Source organism: Halodesulfovibrio marinisediminis DSM 17456, assembly GCF_900129975.1.
Taxonomy (GTDB): domain Bacteria; phylum Desulfobacterota; class Desulfovibrionia; order Desulfovibrionales; family Desulfovibrionaceae; genus Halodesulfovibrio; species Halodesulfovibrio marinisediminis.
This window is the reverse complement of sequence record NZ_FSRG01000006.1, coordinates 259,811-282,397: the sequence shown is the minus strand read 5'-3', so window position 1 is coordinate 282,397 and position 22,587 is coordinate 259,811. Positions and strand designations below refer to the sequence as shown.

The 22,587-nt window shown below is 44.5% G+C and carries 18 protein-coding genes; 8 read left to right on the top strand and 10 right to left on the bottom strand.

What is annotated here, in order from left to right; translation table 11 throughout:
- Positions 1-37: 37 nt before the first annotated feature.
- From sctT to BUR09_RS12495, 6 genes are all read left to right on the top strand, one after another.
- Positions 38-859, top strand: coding sequence for a type III secretion system export apparatus subunit SctT (gene sctT, locus BUR09_RS12520; protein WP_175566030.1), 822 nt, complete (start codon positions 38-40; stop codon positions 857-859).
- A gap of 2 nt (positions 860-861) precedes the next feature.
- The gene (sctU, locus tag BUR09_RS12515) at positions 862-1,896 is read left to right on the top strand and encodes a type III secretion system export apparatus subunit SctU (protein ID WP_074217289.1); all 1,035 of its coding nucleotides are present in this window, start codon (positions 862-864) and stop codon (positions 1,894-1,896) included.
- 200 nt (positions 1,897-2,096) lie between these two features.
- The gene (locus tag BUR09_RS12510; protein WP_074217288.1) at positions 2,097-4,559 is read left to right on the top strand and encodes a hypothetical protein; all 2,463 of its coding nucleotides are present in this window, start codon (positions 2,097-2,099) and stop codon (positions 4,557-4,559) included.
- 10 nt (positions 4,560-4,569) lie between these two features.
- Positions 4,570-5,031 carry a CesT family type III secretion system chaperone gene (locus tag BUR09_RS12505; RefSeq protein ID WP_074217287.1) on the top strand — a complete coding sequence of 154 codons (462 nt, stop codon included), beginning with the start codon at positions 4,570-4,572 and terminating at the stop codon, positions 5,029-5,031.
- A gap of 140 nt (positions 5,032-5,171) precedes the next feature.
- Positions 5,172-6,821, top strand: coding sequence for a protein-tyrosine phosphatase family protein (locus BUR09_RS12500; RefSeq protein WP_074217286.1), 1,650 nt, complete (start codon positions 5,172-5,174; stop codon positions 6,819-6,821).
- Positions 6,822-7,307 carry a CesT family type III secretion system chaperone gene (locus tag BUR09_RS12495; protein ID WP_074217285.1) on the top strand — a complete coding sequence of 162 codons (486 nt, stop codon included), beginning with the start codon at positions 6,822-6,824 and terminating at the stop codon, positions 7,305-7,307. It begins immediately after the preceding gene.
- Positions 7,308-7,434: 127 nt separating this feature from the next.
- Here the strand turns inward: BUR09_RS12495 and BUR09_RS12490 are convergent, their stop codons facing one another.
- The 5 genes from BUR09_RS12490 to queC all read right to left on the bottom strand — a co-directional run bounded on the left by BUR09_RS12490 (position 7,435) and on the right by queC (position 11,157).
- Positions 7,435-8,292: a universal stress protein gene (locus BUR09_RS12490; RefSeq protein ID WP_074217284.1), complete on the bottom strand. Its 858-nt coding sequence runs from the start codon at positions 8,290-8,292 to the stop codon at positions 7,435-7,437.
- A gap of 540 nt (positions 8,293-8,832) precedes the next feature.
- Complete coding sequence (locus BUR09_RS12485) at positions 8,833-9,036, bottom strand: hypothetical protein (protein ID WP_074217283.1); 204 nt, start codon at positions 9,034-9,036, stop codon at positions 8,833-8,835.
- 412 nt (positions 9,037-9,448) lie between these two features.
- Positions 9,449-9,805, bottom strand: coding sequence for a 6-carboxytetrahydropterin synthase QueD (gene queD, locus BUR09_RS12480; RefSeq protein ID WP_074217282.1), 357 nt, complete (start codon positions 9,803-9,805; stop codon positions 9,449-9,451).
- A gap of 9 nt (positions 9,806-9,814) precedes the next feature.
- A complete protein-coding gene (queE, locus tag BUR09_RS12475; protein WP_074217281.1) occupies positions 9,815-10,453 on the bottom strand; it encodes a 7-carboxy-7-deazaguanine synthase in 639 nt (212 codons plus the stop codon).
- Positions 10,454-10,455: 2 nt separating this feature from the next.
- The gene (gene queC, locus BUR09_RS12470) at positions 10,456-11,157 is read right to left on the bottom strand and encodes a 7-cyano-7-deazaguanine synthase QueC (RefSeq protein ID WP_074217280.1); all 702 of its coding nucleotides are present in this window, start codon (positions 11,155-11,157) and stop codon (positions 10,456-10,458) included.
- 478 nt (positions 11,158-11,635) lie between these two features.
- Here queC and BUR09_RS12465 point away from each other — a divergent pair, with 478 nt between their 5' ends.
- Positions 11,636-14,308, top strand: a complete 2,673-nt coding sequence (locus BUR09_RS12465; RefSeq protein WP_074217279.1) for a cation-translocating P-type ATPase — start codon at positions 11,636-11,638, stop codon at positions 14,306-14,308.
- A gap of 88 nt (positions 14,309-14,396) precedes the next feature.
- On the opposite strand, the gene BUR09_RS12460 is transcribed toward BUR09_RS12465, so the two are convergent.
- Complete coding sequence (locus BUR09_RS12460) at positions 14,397-16,892, bottom strand: DUF2237 family protein (protein ID WP_084539474.1); 2,496 nt, start codon at positions 16,890-16,892, stop codon at positions 14,397-14,399.
- Between the two features lie 315 nt (positions 16,893-17,207).
- Entirely contained in the window at positions 17,208-17,990 is a 783-nt protein-coding gene (locus BUR09_RS12455) for a CheR family methyltransferase (RefSeq protein WP_074217278.1), read from the bottom strand.
- Positions 17,991-18,246: 256 nt separating this feature from the next.
- Here BUR09_RS12455 and BUR09_RS12450 point away from each other — a divergent pair, with 256 nt between their 5' ends.
- Complete coding sequence (locus BUR09_RS12450; RefSeq protein ID WP_074217277.1) at positions 18,247-19,017, top strand: Mut7-C RNAse domain-containing protein; 771 nt, start codon at positions 18,247-18,249, stop codon at positions 19,015-19,017.
- An 80-nt stretch (positions 19,018-19,097) separates the two neighbouring features.
- On the opposite strand, the gene BUR09_RS12445 is transcribed toward BUR09_RS12450, so the two are convergent.
- The 3 genes from BUR09_RS12445 to BUR09_RS12435 form a co-directional block, all read right to left on the bottom strand.
- A complete protein-coding gene (locus BUR09_RS12445) occupies positions 19,098-19,565 on the bottom strand; it encodes a transporter suffix domain-containing protein (protein ID WP_074217276.1) in 468 nt (155 codons plus the stop codon).
- A 281-nt stretch (positions 19,566-19,846) separates the two neighbouring features.
- A complete protein-coding gene (locus BUR09_RS12440; protein ID WP_074217275.1) occupies positions 19,847-21,406 on the bottom strand; it encodes a BCCT family transporter in 1,560 nt (519 codons plus the stop codon).
- Positions 21,407-21,423: 17 nt separating this feature from the next.
- Positions 21,424-22,548 carry a mandelate racemase/muconate lactonizing enzyme family protein gene (locus BUR09_RS12435; RefSeq protein WP_074217274.1) on the bottom strand — a complete coding sequence of 375 codons (1,125 nt, stop codon included), beginning with the start codon at positions 22,546-22,548 and terminating at the stop codon, positions 21,424-21,426.
- Positions 22,549-22,587 lie beyond the last annotated feature (39 nt).

Genomic DNA, 22,587 nt, shown 5'->3' with positions numbered 1-22,587 from the left:
TATTGTATAGTGACTGTTTTTTTAGGCGGGAATGCATGTGGTTGAGTTTGGTATTGATCCTGAGCGCCTTGAAAAATATGTAATACTTTTCAGTCTTTGTGCTCCAAGATTGCTTATCTTCTTTCAGGTAGCTCCTTTCATGGGAGGAGTTGTACTTTCGGGTGTGCTACGTAATGGCGTTGCTTTGACCCTTGCTCCTTTTTTGCTCATCACGCTAATGCCGGAACTTGACACTCTTCCAGTTTACTCAGGTTATTATAAGTTGTTTTGGACTCTTGGACTGCTTTTAAAAGAAGTAGTTTTAGGTTTTGTCTTTGCGTATCTCTCCGGCCTCTTCTTTTGGGCAATGCAAAGTGCGGGACAACTGGTCGATAACCAGCGAGGAGCAGCGATGTCTCAGGGAAGTGACCCGCTAAGTGGTGAGCAGGCGTCTTCTCTTGCTTCTTTTTTCTTTCAAACAGTTGTGTATTTATTTTTTACAAGTGGAATCTTTGTTCTACTTATACAGATACTATTGAATAGTTATGTTGTTTGGTCTCCAGTACATTACTTTCCGGATGTATCAAATCCCGTATTAACTCTGTTTTTCACTAAATTATTAAGTGAATTTATGGTGATGGTTTTGCTAGTTGCATCTCCAATGGTCATCGTATGTCTACTTTCTGATATAGGGCTTGGCTTAATAAACAGGTTTGCTCAACAGCTAAATGTTTTTTCTCTATCAATGGCAGTAAAAAGTCTCGCTGTTTCTATTTTGATAGTGCTTTACTACATTGTTCTTGTGCGTTTCATAGGAACTTCTTTTACTGAAGTCATTTCATTTATGAAGACTGTTCTTTATTGGGACGCTGGAATTTAAGTATGAGTGAAAAAACAGAACAACCGACGGCGAAAAAGTTACGAGATGCTCGTAACAAGGGCAATGTATGTAAAAGTCAGGAAGTTCCTTCAGCTGCGAGTGTAACAGGCGTTTTTTTACTTTTGTGGTTTTTGTCGGATACATTTTTCGAACAGTTTTCTGCTCTTTTTGAAATTCCCATTTTTTATATGAACTACCCATTTGAATTTGCAGTGAAGGTAGTTTGGCAAAAGTGTTTTTATATAGTTGCTCTAATTACTGTTATAGTAATTTCAGTTGCGGCCTTTTGCGGTGTGATTTTTCAATTTATACAAGTAGGTGTGTTGTTCTCTATGAAGGCTGCTATGCCTTCCCTTGATAAATTAAATCCGAAGCAATGGTTTAGTAAAACATTTTCAATAAAAAATGCAGTTGAGTTTCTGAAATCACTAATAAAGGTTTTTGCAATTGGTGGTGTCATTTGGGTGATTGTTGAAAAAAACTTGGCATCATTATTACTCGCTGTAGAGGTTGGGCCTTCTGCTCCCATTGTACTTGCAGGAGTGCTGGCAAAGCAATTTATGCAATATTTAGTGCCTGTTTTTGTAGTACTTGCTGTTGGAGATTACTTATTCCAGCGATGGCAGTATATAAAAGGGCTTATGATGACAAAAGACGAAGTAAAGCAGGAGTACAAAGAGTCGGAAGGTGATCCTCAGATTAAGGGGCAACGCAAACAATTGCATCAGGAGATGGTTATGTCAGATTCTGCAGCAAAGGTACGCAAGGCGGATGTGTTAGTTACAAACCCTACACATTATGCAGTTGGGATCATGTATGACGAAGAAGAGACGCCACTTCCGCTGGTTCTTTGTAAGGGGGAGGGGGGCTTAGCATTGCGGATGATCGATATTGCCAAGCAGGAGGATATTCCTATTATGCAGAATGTTTCTCTTGCCCGTGGGCTTTATGCAGATAGTACCGAAGGGGCTTATATTCCGAAAGAGTATATAAAACCTGTTGCCGAGGTGCTGCGCTGGGTACATTCGTTGCGGTAGAGACAAAAAAATGCCAACTAAATTGGCATTCTTCCCTATGGCCTTTTGGGGCATTTTCAATACCTATTTGTCTTAAATAGTAAGTTTCTTAGTTTAATGTCTTGATATTAATGTTTTTTTAATGAAAGGCACATCCTCTGCACTATACTTTGCAACACAGTTAACAAGATATTCAAGGGTAATGCCGCAAGGAGCGTATCATGACAGTCATAAATAGTACTGGTGTTGCCGTTCAGCATCAGCAGTTGAATTCTTCTCAGGAGCCTACCGCGACACAGCAGTCTTCACGCGGTGCTGGTTTACTTAGTCGTTTCATAGCTAGCTTGCCGCGAATTCGTCGGCAGCAGGGGCAGCAGGAAGTGCCTCGAGCAGACTTGGGAGCAGTAAAAGTGAACTCTGCATCACCTATCCGTGCTGATGGACCAAAGCCAATGAGCGCGGGGAGCATTACTGTCCCTATCCCCCCAGAAAATGTGCATCAGCGTGTTGATATTTCTTCTCTTACAAAAGGTGAGCTTCGCAGCGTCGCAAATCAGGTACGCAATCAGCATGGAAATCGCTGGGAAATGAGTGAAGCGGGGCAAGGGATGTTTAAAGAGCTCGCTACTAAGCTTCTTTCAGCGAGTGTCAGCCGTGGTAACGATGTTTATCAGTCTGTTCTTTCCGGAGAAAAAGTTGCTGCCAATGATGAGACTATAAAAGATTTAATGACTTTTTTGCTTGCAAAAGGACAGACAAAATCTGGTGCTGCACCAAATTCTTCTTTTGTGATTGAAGATTCGGGTAATCGCTTAAAGAATTTTTTGGACAGCTCTGTAGGTGGATATGCGCGTACTTCACCATACGCGAAGGAAGGGCAGAGAGCGAATCAACACCGTGGTATTGATTTGAGTCTTCCAGGGGGGAAAGGTTCTCTTTTATACGGTGCGCTTCATGATTCAACTGGAGCGGTTTCTGATCGCATCCTTTTAAAGATGGAGTCTCATGGCGCAGCTCTTTCAAAGTTATTTAATAGAAATCCAGAGGGTGGAGTTGGAAGTCGTGGTCTTAAATTCTCTGATATCGGGAAGTTAATAAAAAGAAGTTGGGCAAAGGTGTGTCATGCCGGTGAAACAGGGAAACGGGAGGCAACTATTCCTTCCCAGTTGAGGAAAGAGTTTAAGGAGCTTTGTCATAAAGCAGTGGCCTCCAGCCCTAAGCTTGCAGATACACTTAATGCGGGTAGCCCTACCGATAAAGAAACAGCGGTAGGACTTAGTCGCATGTATCAGAATTGCAAGAAGGCTCTTGCCGGTCTTGAAGATATGCGAGCGGCTGCTCCTGAGAAAGAGAAGATTAAGGCTTTAATGCATAAGCTTTCTTCTCAGTACGATAATCTTGATATTCGGTTGGGGGATGAAGTTGCATTGAGCTCTTCGGAACTTAAGCCGTTCGATGCTCTTAACGGAAAGAATACAAGTGAGCTTGGTAATTCTTTGCTTCAATTTATTCATGACTTGCCAGCAAAAGATACTGTAACCGAAAACGATGTAATGTCGTTTGCAAAACTTCTCACAGCGATGGAAGCCAGTATTGTTATTCGTCCTGATGATTCTGGCGCAGCCGATACTTTTGATCGAATGCGGAGTGTGTTGGATAAGACTGTACTTAGCTTTGCAGAAAAAAATGATATTGCACCGGAAGCGCTTAAGGCAAGTTTTAGCAAGCTGATAAAGTCTGATTCCATGAAAGCTTTTATGGGAGATATTCAGAAGGGGCTTGAGAATCTGGATTCGGTTTCTATGGGAGCTGTTTATCGTTTTGTTGCAGTGGCAGAGACATTTGGCTTCAAGGAGCAGGATTTGCTTGGAGGAGCAACTGGAGGATTTCCAAATTTTGAGAGACAGCTCTCAACTATCGACACGCTTAAGAGTGAATTGGGCGCTAAATTTATGATGCGCGAAATCCCGCTTGAATTACTCGGTGCAAACGGTGTTGGCAATCTGCAAAAACTTTCAGGAAATGAGTTTGCGACTGTAACCGACAAAGAGCGTGGGTGCATTGTTCATACAGCAGGCAACAATGCTTCTGAGTGGCTTAGCAACAGCGGCGTTGGCCATGGTAACTACAATGTTCAGTCTGAAGTTGAAAAGAATCTCCTCGAAGATTTACAGACGACGCCAAAAGAATTCTGGAACCCAAAAGGGGTTGAGGGAGATGATCTTTCTGGAATCTCCAGAGATTTTATTGTGGACTTTGCTCGCGACGGACTAAAGGTTGATGGTGAGCTTATTAAGCCAAAGTCTAAGACTGATGAGGGAATAGCTGTAGCATACAGAAAGCTTATCGAAGTTCTTGGCGGCCCTGATCGTGCTCGACTGGTTACTCGTGTAGCGTATCAAAATGTTGAAGGGATACTGCAAAGTTCCTGGGCTGGGATGGATAAACCCTTGAATGAGGCTCATATGCATCTTTTACAGCAACGCAGTACAATGAAAGGGGCACTCTCCATTTCAACTCAGGGTGATAAATACGGTATAACAGCTTCATCTGACCAGAGGACTGACGACTTGTCTTTGGTTCTCACTGCTCGCTTTAGAGTTAGTTTTGCGGGTGAAGCAGAGAATAATCCCGTAATTGAACGTGTGACAACAGAAGCTGCGTTGGTAGATAGACCACTTTAGGAGATGATAAATGATTATTGAACACACTCAAGATGTATTGAATTACCTTGGTGAAATTATCAAGACGGATCTTGTTTTGGATGAGACCATGCAGGCAGGTGTTGTTATTGAAGATATGCATATAGTATTTTCTCTCCTTGAAGAAGAGGAGCTACTTATAACATCAGCATACATCGCCCCTGTTCCTTGTGAAGATGCAACTTTTTTATTGCAGTTATTGCAGGGGAACTACATGTGGGCTTTAACAGCTGGCGGCACACTTTCTGTTGATGACCAGACAGGTTACCTGAGCCTCCAACAGATGTTTACGGTACCATTTGAGAGTGTGGCAGATATTGAAGAGTATTTTTCCGATTTTCTTGGTGCGGCAGACTATTGGAAAAAGCAACTTGCTGCAGTTGATGAAGAACAAGGAGTCTCTGACGTTACTGCTGATGTAGGATTTTTACAACAGGCTGCCATTCGTATTTAACAACCTTCGGTATGGCTACCGTTCGAGATACAGGTAGGCATATCGTTACAACTTTTAAATTTAAAAATAGTAAATATTTTTTAGTTGGTTAAGTGGTGCGGACAGGTGTTAATCAATAACTGTTATATTGAGGGGATGTTATGCCTGTAACAAATAACGGGATGAGTGCTTTTCAGGCGCAGGTGCAATCGCAAGTGGCGCAGGGGCGAGGTGATGAGGTTGGACGTTTTAGTCTTGGTAGTAAGCAGGAAGTAAAGGGAAAGAGCGACGCCCAAGGCGGTGCTGTAGAAAAAATTTTTCGACGGAACAATTTAAGTTCTAAAACTGAAGCAACTCAAAAAGCTTTTGCCGACAAGGTGGTCAGTTTTTTGAAAGATAAATTTATTCCAGAGTCTGCTCTTCGGTCAGGCCACCTTGTAGCATCAACTGAGGGGAGGTTGATGGCTATAACGGACAATAAGCTTACTCATAATGAAGCGCTTGAGCTGCTGTCCGCAGCTTCAGATCGCCCAACTCTTGTAAAGGCGCCCCCTGTCCCTCCACATGGTTCTAGGGGGAATACTGTGAATCCAATGCAAGGACGTGATTTGCCAGCTCCGCCAGTGCCACCACACGGTACTAAGAATAATACTGCAAACCCAATGCAGGGGCGTGAGTTACCGCCACCACCAGTACCGCCACATGGCGCACCTGCACGGCCTCCAAAGAGTGATGCTGTGAAGATGCAGGGGCGTGAACTTCCAGCTCCGCCAGTGCCGCCACATGGTGCGCCTGCTAGACCTCCAAAGAGCGATGCAGTGAAGCGCATGCAGGCACATGCTCCTGAATTACCTCCGAAATCTTCTGCAGTGCGGCAGATGCAACATTCTGTGGGGATGCAATCTACCTCACGTTTTGCAAGCACTGATGCAACCGTTACCATGCTTAACGGGCCGGCTTTACTAAATAATGAATTTCGCACTGCTATGACGCCGATGATTGTTGATCGATTAGGTGAACAAGGTAATCAGATCATGGCACCTGGAGCTAGGTCGAGATTTTATGATACGAGTTCAGCAATGACGGCCGAGTGTCGTTATAAAGATATCAAGCCACCGGTTGAAACCCTTGTGCAGACGTCTAAGTTGATTAATGCCAACCATATTACACTTAATGGGAAAGAATACGGTATTGCGACTCAGGCTCCAATGCAGGAAACGAGGAGGAGGGACGGGAGTCTGATAACGAAGGATACGCAAAATGAGTTTTGGTCAATGGTCGATGAGAAAAATGTAACAACGATTCTTGATTTGACTCGTGATAGCGATGTTCAACAGCGCAAGATTCCACAATACCGTCCTGATGAGCCTAAAAACTTTTCACAAGTTTCAGTTAGTCCGCAAAGTAAATTTGCTACACAAGATGGCGTACATGTAGATGATTTTCTTGTGGAAGGTCGTAATGGCGATACACAATTGAGGGCAATCCATTATAAAGGCTGGCCTGATCATGGCGCTGTTACACCAAAAGAGCTTCATAAAATTGTTGGGTTGGTAAAGGATGCTCAGAAGGGGGTTGATGGCACCTTAGCTGTTCATTGTACTGCAGGTGTAGGGCGAACTGGTACTGTTTATAGTGCGCTTGCATTAAATGATATGTTTGCTTCTGGGGAATTAACACCAGAAAATGCAAATGATAAAGTGCTTGATGTAATCGCAGATGGTCGCCAGTCTCGTGGTGCTGCTTTTGTTCAGACACAAGAACAGGCGAAGCTTTTATTAGATTACGCGCACATGTTACTGGGGGCATAGATGGTTGGTGATACAATGAATAAAAAGTTTAATGGGTTGATGCAGGAAGTGTTGGCCAACTTAGACATGTCTGGGATGGAGAGCACAGAGTCCGGTGCCTACATAATTACTGTTGATGATAAGGTTGCTATCAACATTGGATGCCCAAATGATGATGTTGTTTTTTTCTTTTGCTCTATTGCTGAGCTAGGAGAGGATAATGCGCTACAGAAAATGAATGAGTTACTTCGTTTTAATGCGATGACAACAGAATGGGCTCCGGTAATGCATCTTTCATCTGACAATAAGATTATCCTGTGGGGTAAAGAAAGGTTGGATACCTTGGGTCAGATTGAGTTTCTGACTCTGTTTGAAAGCTTTATTGATTTTGCACTCGAAGCATATCAATGGGCTAATGCAGACTCAGGCTCCTTAGATTCAGCGAGTCCGGAACATGATGAGTCAGAGTCGCCTCTTTGGATGTCTCATCAGGTTATTCGGGCTTAAGTTCCTTCTTTGTTGACCGGTTTAGTTAGACATAATGCCTATAAACAGCCCTTGCTTATTAACATGCAAGGGCTGTTTTGTTGAAAAGAGATTCTCTTTGATGTTGAATGTGTTGTTGAACAAATCGTTAAAAACTCGCCCATAATACGGTGTTAGTAAGCTCATTAAATACCTTACGTGCCACAGAACCCGTAAACAGTTTGGAGAAGATTTTTTGGCCTGCTCCTGCAGTTCCCATAGCTACAATCGCGAAGTTTCCTTGTGCGGCTTCTTCTAAAATTACACCTGCAGCTCCAACTCTTTCTAATATTTTGGAAGAAATGCGGCTTTGATCTAGCCCTGTGGCAGTTAATTTATCCACTGTCTTTTGGACAACTGACCTGGCATCAGGAAGGTCTTCTTTTGTAGGATCGGCAATATGGAGAACTTTGACATCGTGTCCCGGAATTTCAAGCATCATGTTCCCCACATGATCTGCGATCCTCAGGGACGGATCGGAACCATCCGTACAGAGCAGCACTCCCTTTTTATTCTCTGGCAAATGTCGGCATAACCAGAAGGGAGGAATATGATCTTTATTTGAAGCTTTTAGTAGTTCGGTGCACACGCTGGTATCTAAGAAGTCTTCTAAGGAGAGAATACGTTCTCTGTGGCCGAGAACAACTGCGTCAAATTGTCCCTGATTGATTTCATGTATGAGCGTATGTGCTCGCGTTCCTTGCATTTCGGTGCATCGAAGCGCAATTTTCTTGTGCTCAAAGCCTTTTTCTTCAAGTGCTTTTCGGACCTCTTCCAGTACAGCTAGCCCTTTCTTTTTTGCGATGTGGGCTGTAGGGGAAACTGGACCACCCTCGTTATACGCCGAATAAATCGTTAGCAGCGATAGTCTGATATTGTCTTTTGAGGTAATGAAGTCGCTTACAAACTGGAGTCCTGAGGCGGCGCTTGGATGAGTTCCAACCGCTACTAGTAGATGTCGTTCCATATGTTTGCCCTTATTGCAGACCCTTGGGGGTATTGTTTGGGGGCTGCCATGTTGAGGTGAAACCGTTCGGAGTCTTTGTTGGAGAAGCTGTCCTTATTACGAAGTAAGGAGTTTTCTCACCTTATAATTTTAGGAGGGGAAAGCTGAAGTGCACAGTATATTTTATTTTCTCTCATACAGTTGTAGAAGAGGTATGTTCAAGGACTGCTTGTGCTGTGTGGGAAATGGAGCCGCTCGTGTATAACTCGAGCGGCTTTCTTGTGGTGACTTACTGCATGACCGGATAACATTCTGTAAAAGCAATACTAATGTTCGAACTCATTAAACACGACAGTTGCTAACAAGTGTTTTTCGATAATGAAACCATCTTTCGTTGATGACGATTTGTGCCACTTTGCGAGTGAAGGTGAGTGCAGAGATATACATTTAGGTTGTGTGAGACTAGGTGCACTTGAGTAGGGATAACTCTGGTGGATGTTTTGCTTGCACGCTGGTTTTAATGACTTTCTAGAAAGTTATTTGTTGCTTTTATTCATGCACCTAAAGTGACTCGCAGTTGTAAGCAAGTTTGAACTCACATTCAGCTTCAGGATCAGGTATACCTTCTGCATCGGCCTCAATAAGGTGTTGTTCCGGATTGCTCTTGATAACGTTAAAACAGGCTTCACAGATGACTTTTTTAGGATATGGTTCATTCTTTGTTTCAGCGCACATGTCGTGAGAAACTTGAACGTATTTTTTCATATCAGTCTCCCCTTTAGTGGTTTGTATAAAGTGTAGTTTTATTGCGCTGTGTTTTTCAATGAAATTTATTAAGCACCAAGGGTATCATCGGTATTTCTAGTTCACAGTGGTAGGGGAATGTAAGCAAATAGTTTTATAATATACCGTAAAATATGGGTGTGATCAGGATATAACCCATAAAGGTGAGATGTTTTTTTGCTTCTGCCTATCTCTATACCTAATGCGTGATTATGGTGTTGGCATGGGAGAAACATTGGGTGATGAGTGTATAAGGTGGGGATAAAAAATATCCTCCAGTGTAATGCTGGAGGATATTTTTTTGCGTTAGTCTAAAATTGTTACAGATTTTGTTTAAAGAGGACTGCAGCGTAACTTTGTTTCATTATGTCGCATAGTCACTTTGTGGTGTAAGCTATGCACCAGTGTAAATGGAGGCAGAGGTAGGGCTTTCTTTTATGACTATTTTAGAAAGGCCAGGAAGGGTTGGTTTTAATTTATTCCACATCCACACAGCAATATTTTCGCTAGTTGGATTATCCAGTCCTGCAATGTCATTCAGGTAATGATGGTCAAGCTGCTCAATTACCGGCTTGGCAACAGTCTTAATGTCGCCGAAGTCAATTACCCATCCAGAGGCTTCGTCTACAGCCCCTGAAACGTATATTTCTGCAACAAACGTATGCCCATGCAAATTGCCACATTTGTGTCCTTCAGGGACATTAGGCAAGCGATGCGCTGCGTCGAAGCTTAATGAAACGTAAATTTCCATGGTTTTCTCCTATGGAATTCCAATATATTTATGTGTCTGCAAACTTAGTTTCCAGACTGGATTTTCGCGGCATATTTTTACGGCTAGCTGTGTTGAGGTTGAGCGCTTCTGCCCATCTTTGGGCTGGATATAAAAATGCTCGAAATCAAGAGCCTGAAAGTCAGAAAGGATAACATTCTCCTGCGGCCATACCAGTTTTAATTCGTGACCAGAGGTCACAGCCAGCTGAGTGCCAGCTTTAGGGCTTACGGTTATCCAGTCTAGCCCTTCAGGTAGGGGCAGAGTGCCATTCGTTTCTATGCCGATCTCAACCTGTTGTTCTTTCAACAAGCTAATCAGCTCAGGGGTAACCTGTAGCGCAGGCTCTCCACCTGTAAAGACAACATACGGTGTATACTTGGCGTGCTGAATATCTGGAAAGGTATTCATAATGCTTGAGACAAGCTCAGAAGCGCTGGCAAATGTTCCACCAGATTCTGCAGGCTGTACGAAGTTTGTGTCGCAGAATTTACATGTAGCTTGTTCTCTATCTTCTTCTCGGCCTGTCCAAAGATTGCATCCTGAAAAGCGGCAGAATACAGCAGCCCTTCCTGCATGGAAGCCTTCCCCCTGCAGGGTGTAAAAAATTTCGGTGACTCTAAAAGACATTTTTATTGTTTTCCTTCCTCAAACTGTTCCCATCCTTTTGCGCGTAATTCACACGCCGGACAGGTTCCGCATCCGTATCCCCAAGCATGCAATTCAGTTCTGTCGCCTAAATAACAGGTATGAGTATGTTCGCGCACAAGATCAACAAACGGCTTTCCGCCAAGATCGTCCGCCATTGTCCAAGTAGCTGCTTTATCTATCCACATAAGCGGGGTGTGAATGACAAAACGGGATTCCATACCCAGATTCAAAGCAACCTGCATGGCCTTAACGGTGTCGTCTCGGCAATCTGGGTAACCAGAGAAATCTGTTTCGCAAACACCTATGACAATATGGCGGATTCCTTGTCGGTAAGCATAGGCGGCTGCTGCTGTAAGAAAGACAAGATTTCGACCGGGAACAAAGGTGGTTGGCAGTCCATTTTCGCCCATCTGAATTTCGACTTCTTCAGTAAGCGCTGTGCCACCAATTTCGTTAAACAGGTTAATTTCTAGCACTTCATCATGCTTTAAGCGCTGTTTCCATGTGTCATTGAGGCCACACACCTCGGACAACACATTTTTACGGCAATCCATTTCTACATCATGCCGTTGTCCGTAAGAAAAGCCGATGGTTGCTACGCTGTCGAATCGTTCAAGAGCCCAGGCAAGACATGTGGTAGAATCCTGGCCGCCTGAAAAAACCACCAATGCGGAGTTGTTCATTGAGAGTCTCCATCTCGTCGTTAATTGTAAGTTTCCGTATAGATAAGATAATAAAATTCAGAGTTGTTTCTGCCTTTTTTCAAGAGAGAAAACGGCTTGAAGTTGTGCTGTAAAAAAATGTTATGACACACCTGTTGCGCGTCTCATAACTTGTAATCACTATAGGTGCAACTGTCAGGTAGGGAGACGTAATTTTGTATTATAGCGCGAACCACTGCAAGTTGCATTCGTTCTCGTTCTTTTTTGAAGTTTGCATAAAAATACAATAAATAAGGGTTAGTATCGTATTTGTTTTTTCTGATGTTGTTTCATGTGATAGAAGTATCTTGCGCCTCTTTTCCTTTAATTGTCCCTAAGTTAGGGGGGCACGTTCAATCAGTCTGTTTCGCTCATTTACTTAGAGGGTATTTTTTTAAACTTTCATTGTGCATCTCCACGTGTACGTTAGGATATTCCCAAACCTCAGGAGGAATTTCCTATGAGTTGGTATAGGAACACAATTGATGAAATATTCTCGGAATTTTCTACCGGACCTGATGGCCTGACAATTGAACAGGCAGAAGAACTTCGTAAAAAATATGGTGATAATACAGTTGGTAAAGAAGACAAGGTTAACTATTTAGAGCTGGCACTGCACCAACTGAAAAGTCCTCTTATTTTTATACTTCTTATTGCCGGAGCCGTTACATTCGCCTTAGGTGAATACGGTGACACAATAGTAATTCTTTCCGTAATCGTTCTTAACGGTCTGATAGGCTTCGTGCAGGAAGCCAAAGCTGAGCAGAGCGTCCGTTCTCTTCAACGTATGGTTACTCCTAAGACAATTGTTGTTCGTGATGGCAAAGAAAAAGAAGTGGAGAGCATCAGTATTGTTCCGGGTGACATAATATCTCTTATTTCCGGTTCAATGGTTCCTGCCGATATCCGTCTTTTTAGTACAACCGAACTGCGGGTGGATGAATCCATGCTTACGGGTGAATCTCTGCCTGCCGTAAAAAATATTGCGCCGATACTTGAGGAAGATCTTTCTCCCGGGGATCAGGTAAACATGGCATTTATGGGTACGATTGTGGTTAATGGTCGTGCCAGAGGTGTTGTTGTTTCCACCGGTGAAAAAACAATGTTGGGCACTATTGCGCGGGATATTCGTTCTGCAAGTAAGGTTGTTGCTCCTATTCAGGAAAAAATAGAGCGTCTCGCAAAACTCATTGGTTTACTTGTATTGGCTGCAGCCACCGGTCTATTTATTCTCGGGCTGTTTTTGGGTGAATCCGTTAAAGCTATGTTCCTTGCAGCTGTTGCGGCGGCAGTAGCCACCGTGCCGGAAGGCTTGCCAATTGTTGTTACTATCGCTCTTGCTGTGGGCGTTAATCGGATGGTTAAAAACAATGCTGTCATACGCAAACTTCCTGCTGTTGAAACACTGGGCAGTACAACTACCATTTGCTCGGATAAAACCGGCACGCTTACGGTTAACCGTATGACGGTAACACGTTTATTTGATGGTGAGAAAGATATTGCCGTCAGTGGTATTGGTTACGAGCCGGAAGGTGAATTTGTTGATGAAAGAAATGTGCCTGTGGTTCCTGATAACAGTATGAGAGAATTGCTCAGAGTAGGTCTGCTTTGCAACGAGTCGCGGCTGATTCACAAAAAAAAATATTGGGAAGTGGAAGGTGACCCTACAGAGGGTGCTCTTATTGTCTCCGCTATGAAGGCGGGGATGACTGTTGAAACAGAACGTCATAGTTGGCCAAGTATCGCTATTTTGCCGTTCGAGTCTGAACGTGGATACATGGCAACTTTGCATGAACACGAAGGCGAGAAATATTTATTTGTGAAAGGCGGCCATGACAGGCTGATGGAATTGTGTACTGGGTGCTTGTATCAGGAAGGCATGAATCGTCAGGTTATTCAGGAAAAAGCCAAGGAGTACGCAGCAGAGGGCATGCGTGTTCTTGCCTTTGCTATTCGAAAGATGCCGAAGGATGCGATTACAGTTACCGATGATGATGTAACAAAAGACCTCATGTTTATCGGTCTGCAGGGTATGATTGACCCGCCTCGTCCTGAAGCCATTGAAGCCGTGGCTAACTGTCACAACGCAGGTATTCGCGTTATCATGATAACGGGTGACCATGCCGATACAGCGACTGCAATTGCCCGTATCTTAGGACTTGATCCACCTGAAACAGGTGCCATAAGTGGGGTGCAGCTTGCTCACATGACTGATGAAGAGCTTGAAAAAGTTGTTCATGAAACAACCGTGTTTGCGCGAATTGCGCCAGACGATAAGTTCCGTATCGTTAATGCATTGAAAAAACAGCAGGAAATTGTTGCGGTAACAGGAGATGGCGTAAACGATGCTCCGGCACTGAAAACTGCCCATATCGGTATTGCCATGGGTAAGGGTGGCACTGACGTTGCTCGGGAAGCCTCGGATATGGTGCTCGTGGATGATAACTTCTCCAGTATATTCCATGCAGTACGAGAGGGGCGTATCGTTTTTGATAACTTGCGTAAAGCTATATTCTTCCTTCTTCCAACGGGGCTTGCAGCAATCTGGTCCATTTTGCTGACCATGCTTACCGGCATTCCCATCCCGTATGTACCGGCTCAACTCTTATGGATTAACCTTGTCACAAACGGTCTTCAGGACGTGGCCTTTGCCTTTGAGCCGGGGGAAAAAGGAATTGAAGATCGTCCTCCTCGTCCTACAAATGAAGGCATAATCAATAAGCTGCTTATACAGCGGACAGTTATAGTCAGCCTATGTATCGCGACAGGTGTGTTTTTTGTTTTCAAAGGTGCTCTGGTCAGTGGACTTTCGATTGAAAAATCTCGAACCATGGCTATGACGACGATGGTTCTATTCCAGTTCTTCCAAGCGTTCAACGCTCGTTCGGAATATAGTTCTATTTTTGCCATTAACCCGTTTTCCAACAGGTTCCTCTTTGTGAGTATGATTCTGGCTCTTTCTGCTCAGGTCTGGGTTGTTTCTTCAGGGTCGTTGGAGTGGATTTTCCGTACCAGACCACTGAGTGGTTCGGAATGGATGACCTGCTTTGCAGTGGCAGCATCTGTCATTTTGGTTGTGGAGCTTGATAAGTTCGCACGACGACGATGGAGTAAGGTTTATGTAAAACAGTAAAAATAAGCCGCCCTGTGTGATGAACACAGGGCGGTTCTTTTTTGTAACAAGCAGATCACGATAGAAAATTTGTAGAGTGGGGCTTGTTCTATGCTTTATCGTTCTTGGGAGCTTCGTGCTGTTGCAGCGCTTCACGCTGGAGATTGCGTAACGCCGCTTCGTTTGTCGCTTCCAGAATGACGGGAGGGGCCACTCCTGCCTGCCGTGCTTCTTCCCAGCGTGAGGCACATAAGCACCATCGATCGCCGGCAACTAGCCCGGGAAAGCCCATTTCTTTTGAAGGGCTGATAAGATCATTTCCTTGAGATAAGGTGAATTCTAAAAATTCGTTTGTCATAATCGCGCAAACAACGTGGCTACCACGATCATAGCTTGTAGTTTCGCATGATCCCCTACGGAAGAATCCTGTCATAGGGCGTGCGCAGCATGTTTCTAGTTCTCCACCAAGTACGTTTTTGACTTGAACTGCCTGCCTAGTCTTTTTCTTACCTGTTTCAATTGTCACTACTCCGCGGAAACCATCGACAACGAGGTCGTCGCCAGTGTGAATTCGTGCGGTAACCTCCGGTATTCCTGTTACGCAGGGGATTCCGTATTCACGGGCAATTATTGCTCCATGAACAAGCATTCCGCCTCTGCGCTCCACAATTGCAGAGGCCATAGGCACTACGAAGGTCATGTTGGGATCAAGGGCATCGCAAACCAGTACTTCACCTTTCTGAAAATAGAATAAATCGTCTGGTGTTGTTATGACTCGTGCTTTACCAAGGGCGATGCCATTTGCTGCTGCCCAGCCATTCAGGTTGATGTTACGTTTCGAGGCTGACTGCTCATCTCCCCAGTACAATCCTTTGGGAGTATGCTGCCTTGCCTCAACCTGCTCATGTTGGAGGTCGGGAATACAATCTTTCGCAATGGTAAAAGCCTCATTGTAACGTGCTTGAATTTTTCCAAGGTACAGGTTGTCGTCGTCACGCAGTCGGTATCCGACTCTAGCAAGCTCCAGTACGTCACGGGCGAATTCCCGCTGTTTTGGTGGAACGGATTGCAAAAATATTTCTTCCAGATGAACAGGCTGCTTTTCGGGCGTAGGATGAGTTGGCTCCGGAGTGTTGCGCAAGGTTAATCGAATGATTCCCCATGGACCTTCTTCGCACCATGATGTGCCGCAAGACAAGTCGCCAAAGCGTTCCATATAGGTGTCGAGTAGTGTTGTGTATTCATGGTTGTCAGGTAAGATGCCTTGCTTGAGATCATTTTCCAGCTGTTTGTTGTTTCGCACCATTTCAGCTAATTTTTTAAGCATGGTATTGCGTTCGATGGCCAGTAAATGTTGTCCCGTGAGAAGTATTGTGAATTCAAACGGATCGTCCGGAGTTATGACGTTGTTGTACAGTACGCCAAATTGCCTGACTGTGTGTGCAAATGGAATAAGTTCATGCCAATATACCTCCCGCCAGTAGTCCAGCCGCTCTTTACGGTGAGCCAGTTCTTTTTTTAGCTCCTCGCATGTCAGATTAACGAGATTAATTTTTTTCATTGCATCGCTTTCAGCTGACATTTCAGGAAGTATTTCACGCTCGATTCGTTTTCGTAAGGTTGTCAGGTTTGAGTGACTTCTGGTGAGGCTGACATACCACGGTCGTTTGTCATCAGCATCCCAGCCCCTGTCATCAGGGTGTGCAAATGTTGTGATTGGGCGGGATTGTAAGATATTTATTTCATTATCTGTTACTGTCCATTCAATGTCCTGCGGGGCTGCTAATAGTTGTTCTACCTCCATGCCTAATTTGTACAGCTCAGGTAGAAGGGGATCGGAAATTGTGTTGTGGTGAACAGATTCTGGTCGTTTCCTTGTGATGAGTTTTCCGGTTTCCCGATTTAAAGAGACCCGCTCTGTGTCATTGTTGTCGTCTACGACCTCGGAGGCGTTTCCTGAGATGGCTTCAATAGTGAATCTTGATTCATCAGTTGGATCTTTTGTGAAAAGCACTCCGGATGTCTGTCCATAAAACATTGGCTGTATGATTACGCCCATGCCCGATGTTTTGGCGTCAAGATTCATCTCTTTTCTGTAGAGGATAGCTCTGTCTGTCCATAACGAAGCCCAGACCTGCTGTACCGCTTTGAGGATATCTATTTCACCTGACACATGAAGAATGGAATCATGCATTCCGGCATGAGAGAATGTTGAATCCTCATGCTGCGCACATGATCGAATAGCTAATGGAGCAGAGCCGAATTGGCCGTAAATGGTGTTAAGTAGTGGGCGTGCGATTTCATTAGGGAAGGGATGACGGAGAAAAAGATTACGCAAAGCGAGTGCTGCATCCCAGATCTCTTCCCAGCGGACAGCATCGACGTCTATGTTGGCAAACGACGTTATGTGATGCTGCAGGCTATTCTGCCTAATGAAATAGAAATACACCTGAGATGGTAAAAACAATGTAGGTGGAACAGGATAGTTAGCCTGTATCAGACGCTGCAAATTTCGTATCTTTCCTCCAGCGTCGGAGGGAAGATCTTGGGCTGATTTGGAAGAAATCAGTATGGGGCTAATGTCAGTGATGCCTTGTTGTTTCATGGCTTATTCTATCAGGTTAAAGTGTATCGTTATTTTGTTTTACACTGTCATTATACGGTATTCATAGTGCGAGCTGAATGATCAGCGTGAGAATATCAACAGAAGGCAGGAGTTGCAGTTTGTCGTAATACTTTATGGTTAAGATGATTTTGAACGGGGTTGAAAAAAAGCCAGCATGTCCTTTACTGTCATAGCAACAATGGACTAATCAATAGAGTTTTATACTCTGTGTGGAGTGACTTCACATGATTGGTCATGACTGTTCCGAGTACGTTGAGGAGCAGATAGAGTGCTGTTTCCTCTGGCTTGCACTTGTTATTCAACTTTCTGGAACAAACAGCGCATGTCGGGCCAAGGTTTGAATAGCTCTAGCTCTCGCGGACTCAGTCCTTCCTTTTCACCGATCATAAGTGCTCCGCTGAATCTGAGCGCCTCCCACAATCTGAGTGCGGCCTGAAATCGTCGGTCTCGTGTGAAATATGTAAAGAACAAATTGCGGCATAGAATGAGATCGAATGGTCCGTGCAGTGGGTCATGAATCAAGTGTCCAAGTTCAAAACGAACCATGTCGGTGATTTCCTCACAAACACGGAATCGTTTTCCTGACTTTATAAACCATTTCTCGCGCCAGAGGTCGGGCAGTTCCCTGAGCGACCATTTATCGTAGATCGCTTTATGAGCACGCTCCAAGCTTGGCTCGTCCATGTCGACGGCAAGTATTTCAATGGAACCGAACCGCGCTTCAAACAATTCTTTCCAGATAATAGCCATTGTGTATGGTTCTTCTCCGCCACAGCATCCGGCGCTTAGAACTCGAGTTGTTCGTCCAGATACGACTAGTTCTGGGAGTACCTTGATGAGTTCTGCCCAGCAGAGCCTGTCACGGTGAAAACGCGTTACAGTAATATGCATGATGTCAGGAAGTAGATTGCCTTCTTCGGGATTGAGACGGATGTAATCGATATAGTCTTCGAACGTGGCGAGACGGAGTTTGGCCATGCGGGACAAAACTCCACGGCGGGCTCCTTTGCGGCGGTATTTGCGCCAGTTGAGACCTAATTCTGGGCAGATATGCTGAAGAAAATGGTCGAATTTCATTTAGGTATCATATCATGCCTGCACCTACTGTCTACTATCATTCAAGCTGCTTGCGGACACTATGAATGCCTTTTCATGGTCGTGCTTGAAGAGGATATGAGTCGTATAGGATGTACTAAGTAGATTTTTGTTGAATATATGTGAGTATCGTGCCGTTTCTGAGGTATGCTGAATTGTGAAGGTATGTAGAGAACACCATTGTAGTCTCATTGGTAATGATGAGGATGTGTTGAAGAAGTCTTCCTAAGGTGAGGGTATGAGTGAGGATATCGCCCATTTATTCTTTGAAGGAGAACTGATTGAATTGCTGACGTGTGCGCATCAATTCGGAATTGTGCGTTATGCGGCTAACCGTGAGGCCTCTATAAAGGATGTTGTTGAGGCTATCGGTGTGCCACCCACAGAGGTTTACGCTATCCGCATGAATGGGAAGGAATATGATTTTTCCTTACAACTAAGCCCTGATGCGCGGATAACCTTTCTGCCTGCAAGGTTAACATCTGATTATCCAGTGGATGTGACACGGACTACATTGTTGCGTCCTGCGCTGAAAGAACTTCGTTTCTTAGTAGATGAGAATGTAGCCAGATTGGCTTTATTGCTGCGGGCTTTTGGGTTTGATGCTGCCTATCATCGTACATGGAATGATGAATATATCGCAGAATTGGCTGCCAGGGAAGGCAGGGTGGTTCTTTCTCGGGATAGGGGATTGCTCAAAAGGGGTGCTGTTGAACATGGGCGGCTTATTCGCTCCCAAGTGGCAGATGAGCAACTGCAGGAAGTTTTAAAGCATTTTAAAATGCCAAACCGTGTACGAGCCTTCTCCCGTTGTTTTCGTTGCAATGTCATAACAGAGCCTGTGGATAAGGCAGAAATCAAGCATCTTCTCGAACCAAAAACTCGTGCTCGTTACCACACGTTCCGACGTTGTCCGACATGTAAGCGTGTCTACTGGCGTGGTGTTCACTATGAAAGGCTCATGGCTCGTTTTGTTTCTCTTGGAATAAATATGCGGCGGTTTATGTAGTGAGATGGCAAAAGTCTGTAGAGAGTCTGCTGAATTGCTTTTTAGTAACGTTTGAACATTCGAAGTTCACTCATAATAAGCTATTTGCGATTGTTCATGCCTTCCCAGCAAAATAAGCGTTTACATTTTTCAAAGAATTCAACACCCATCATAAAAATACCGATAATAGTTCCGATATCAATGCTTGCAATAATAACGAGCATGGTTTCACGTCCTAACATCATGATCCCTGTTAATTCGAGATAGATAAGAATCCAGTTGCTAAGAATTCCACAAAGAAAAATGGTCATACCTATCTGGTAACGAATTTTTCCTGCAGGTTGAAATAGCTTTGATTTGATGGATTCCAAAGCCTCTTTGCCAGCAAGGGCACCACCAATAATAAGAAGTAGCTCCGGTGCTCCAATCATTAAAAAGGCAACGAGAGTCGAAGTTGTGGCTGTAGGAAGTTCTAACAGAGGGACAAGAAAGGAAAATAATGGGCAGGTAATACTTAGTATAATGAATGCCATTCCAATTTTGTATTTAATGCTGTTTTTTGCTTGCATGCTTTCTCCTTTAATAAGGAATGGGGAACGATATTAACTGAAGAAAAAAGATGTGCATAACTATAGCATTAAAACAATCAGAGATTCAATTTTTTATCTGACGATGATGCAGAGTTAGATTTACGGGGGTATAGCTAGTGGTTCGCTTTTTTGGTCACCACGCATATAGATACATGGTATGTTACGGGCAGATGAAGGTCATTTAATTAGCTTACTATAAGAATAGGCAGGACTCATGATGAGCCCTGCCTATTTTTGTTCTGGGTAGAGAAGAAGAGGGGTTAGTCTTCTTTGGTGGATACCTCAATTGAGTAGCGTTCAATTTCTTCGGCACTCATGCTTCCGAATACTTCCTGAATGTAACGTAGGGTCTTGTAACCAAGAACTGCGAAGATTGGCATCATTGGTACAATGATGAGGATCGGGAAGGACTTCAGAATGTTCAGGTTAGCATTAATCAGCAGGAAGATGATTGGAAGTGCAGTTAAGAGCAGGCACCAGAACAAGCGGAAGAGTGGAGATACGTTTGCTTCTTTATCGAGACGTCTTGTAGCAATCCCTGCAAGGGAGTAGGAGGTGCCGTCAAGAGTTGTAACGGTAAAGAGAATCATGGTGATCAGGTAGATGAATGTCACAAGAGCAGGGAACGGGGTTTCACCAAATACTGCTTTTACAAGTTCAGTAGGCTGGCCTGCCTGAATGATTCCAACAGCATCGATGGCTCCGGAGTTCTGTAGACTCATGGTGAATGTGCCGCATGTGCCGAAGATGATACATGTTCCGAGAGTACCTGCACCTACGAGGATAAGGATAACATCGCGGAGTCTGTGTCCCTTGGAGATCTTAGTGATGAATACACCGATACCCGGGGAGTAGGATATCCAGTTCGCAAGGAAGAAGATGGTCCAGTACTGAGGGAACAGAGTGGTTCCGAACGGGTCAGTGTTGGTGCTCATGCGGATGTAGTTGCTCAGCATGACGCCGATACCGTTGGTAGTGTTGTTCAGAATAAGTGCAGATGGACCTACAATGAAGATAAGACCGACCAGACCTGCGCAAATGTAGATGGTTGCGTTGGACAGGCGCGCCATACCTTTCTCAATACCGATGTAGGAGCTGAGAGAAAAGATAACGGACAGTGCGAGGATAACGCCGATGCCAAGGAACAGGTTGTTCGGAATTCCTGTAAGCTGGCTGAGGTTGGACGAAATCATCGGGATGCCGAGACCCAGAGTCAGAGCAGTTGCAGCAAGGGTAGTGATAATGAAAAGAAGGTCGATTACCTTTTGCATCCAAAGTGGCAGCGCGTCATTAAACATGCTGTTAACAACACCGGAGAGACTCATACGGCGGCTGCGTTTGATGTAGAATACAATACTGAATGGAATTGCAACGATAAGGTATGTGAACCAGCCTGCAGCACCCCAATGGAACATGTTGTATGCAGCAGCAAATTCCATTGCCATAGGCTTATCAACAATACCGAACTGTGGATCCATAAAGTAGTAAATGGATTCAATAAACGCCCAGTACATGGTGCTTGCACCCATGCCTGCGGAAAGTGCCATGGCGAATAGCTGGAACTTGTTGAATGTTGGTTTGTCGCCGCCAAGACGGATGTTGCCGTACTTGGAAAGCGCAAGGAATAACAAAACAACAGTTGCAAAAATGGTGTACCAAAGGAAGCCGGTACCAAGGTTGACGACTGTGAAGTCGAGCATGGCACCCATTGTGCCTTTTACTGCAGCAGGGAAAAGAACAGCGAGAATCCCCAGCAGCAGTACAAATGAGAAACTTACAATCGTAAGATTTAAGTCTACTTCTGTTTTTTTAAATTTCATCCTACTCTCCGATGCGACTATTCAAATGTGTATGAAGCAATGGATGCTTCTTTCACTTTATCCCAATCCATTTCAACGCCAAGGCCATTGCCGGCAGGGGCATGAACGTAGCCTTCTTTGTCGGTGCGGATAGGGGTGTTGGAGGCAAGCTCAAAGCTTTCATATGGGTAGAACTGCTCAAAGTAGTTGCAGTTGTAGTGGGCTAACGCAACATGAAGGTTGGCAGCCTGTGTGATGGTGTAACCCATGGATTGAATTTCAAGACGCTTTGAGTGGCCTTCTGCAATTGCGAAGCACTTGTTGAGCGGAGTAATGCCGCCGCAAACAGTTGCATCCTGACGAACATCAGACCAGAAGCCGTTACCAAGGGCGTAGGTTACTTCCTGAAGGGTGAGCAGGCAGTTGCCGTGGCTTGAAATCTCAAGGTCAGTTTTGTCAACAAGACGCTGGTAGGTTTTGTAGTCGTAGTCGGAAACAGGTGCTTCCAGCCATTCCCAGTCGTATTCATCCAGAAGTCTTGCCATCTTCATGGCTTCTTCAGGAGTGTAGAAGGTGGCGGTATCAAGCATGAAACGGATGTTAGTATTGCCGTAACGTTCCTGAACTGCCTTAACTAATGCAAGGTCTTTTTTGAACACGCAGTAGCAGTGAAGCTTGATAGCGGTGAAGCCATGGTTGATGCAGTCATCAATGTACGGGAAGTACTCTTCAACGGTATCAAACATTGGTGTAGAAGCGTAAGAAAGCATTTTGTTTCGTGCGCCGCCCAGCAGCATGTACAGTGGCATCCCAGCTTTTTTCCCTTTTATATCCCATGCAGCGATATCGATAGGAGACTTTGCAGGAAGTCCTCCCCAGGTGCAGCGTGCGCCCAGCCATGCGTAAAGTTCTTCGGTCATGAGCGGGTTTTTACCGATAAGACCTGGAACTACGGTACGCATACTTTCAATGATGCAGCGGTCAAAGTCGTTTTCAGTGTAGCTGATGGTTGCTCCCACACCTTCAATACCGTCTTCAGTAATAAGACGTACGATGTTGTTTGTGTAAAGCAGAGGCTCCTGATTATCCGCCCAAGGGATAGGAGGTGCTTCGCGGTCGGCAACAGCATACAATTCAACTCGGCTAATTTTGCAATTGTTCATAGTGTTCTCCTCTCACTAATAACAGTACAAACAAGTAAG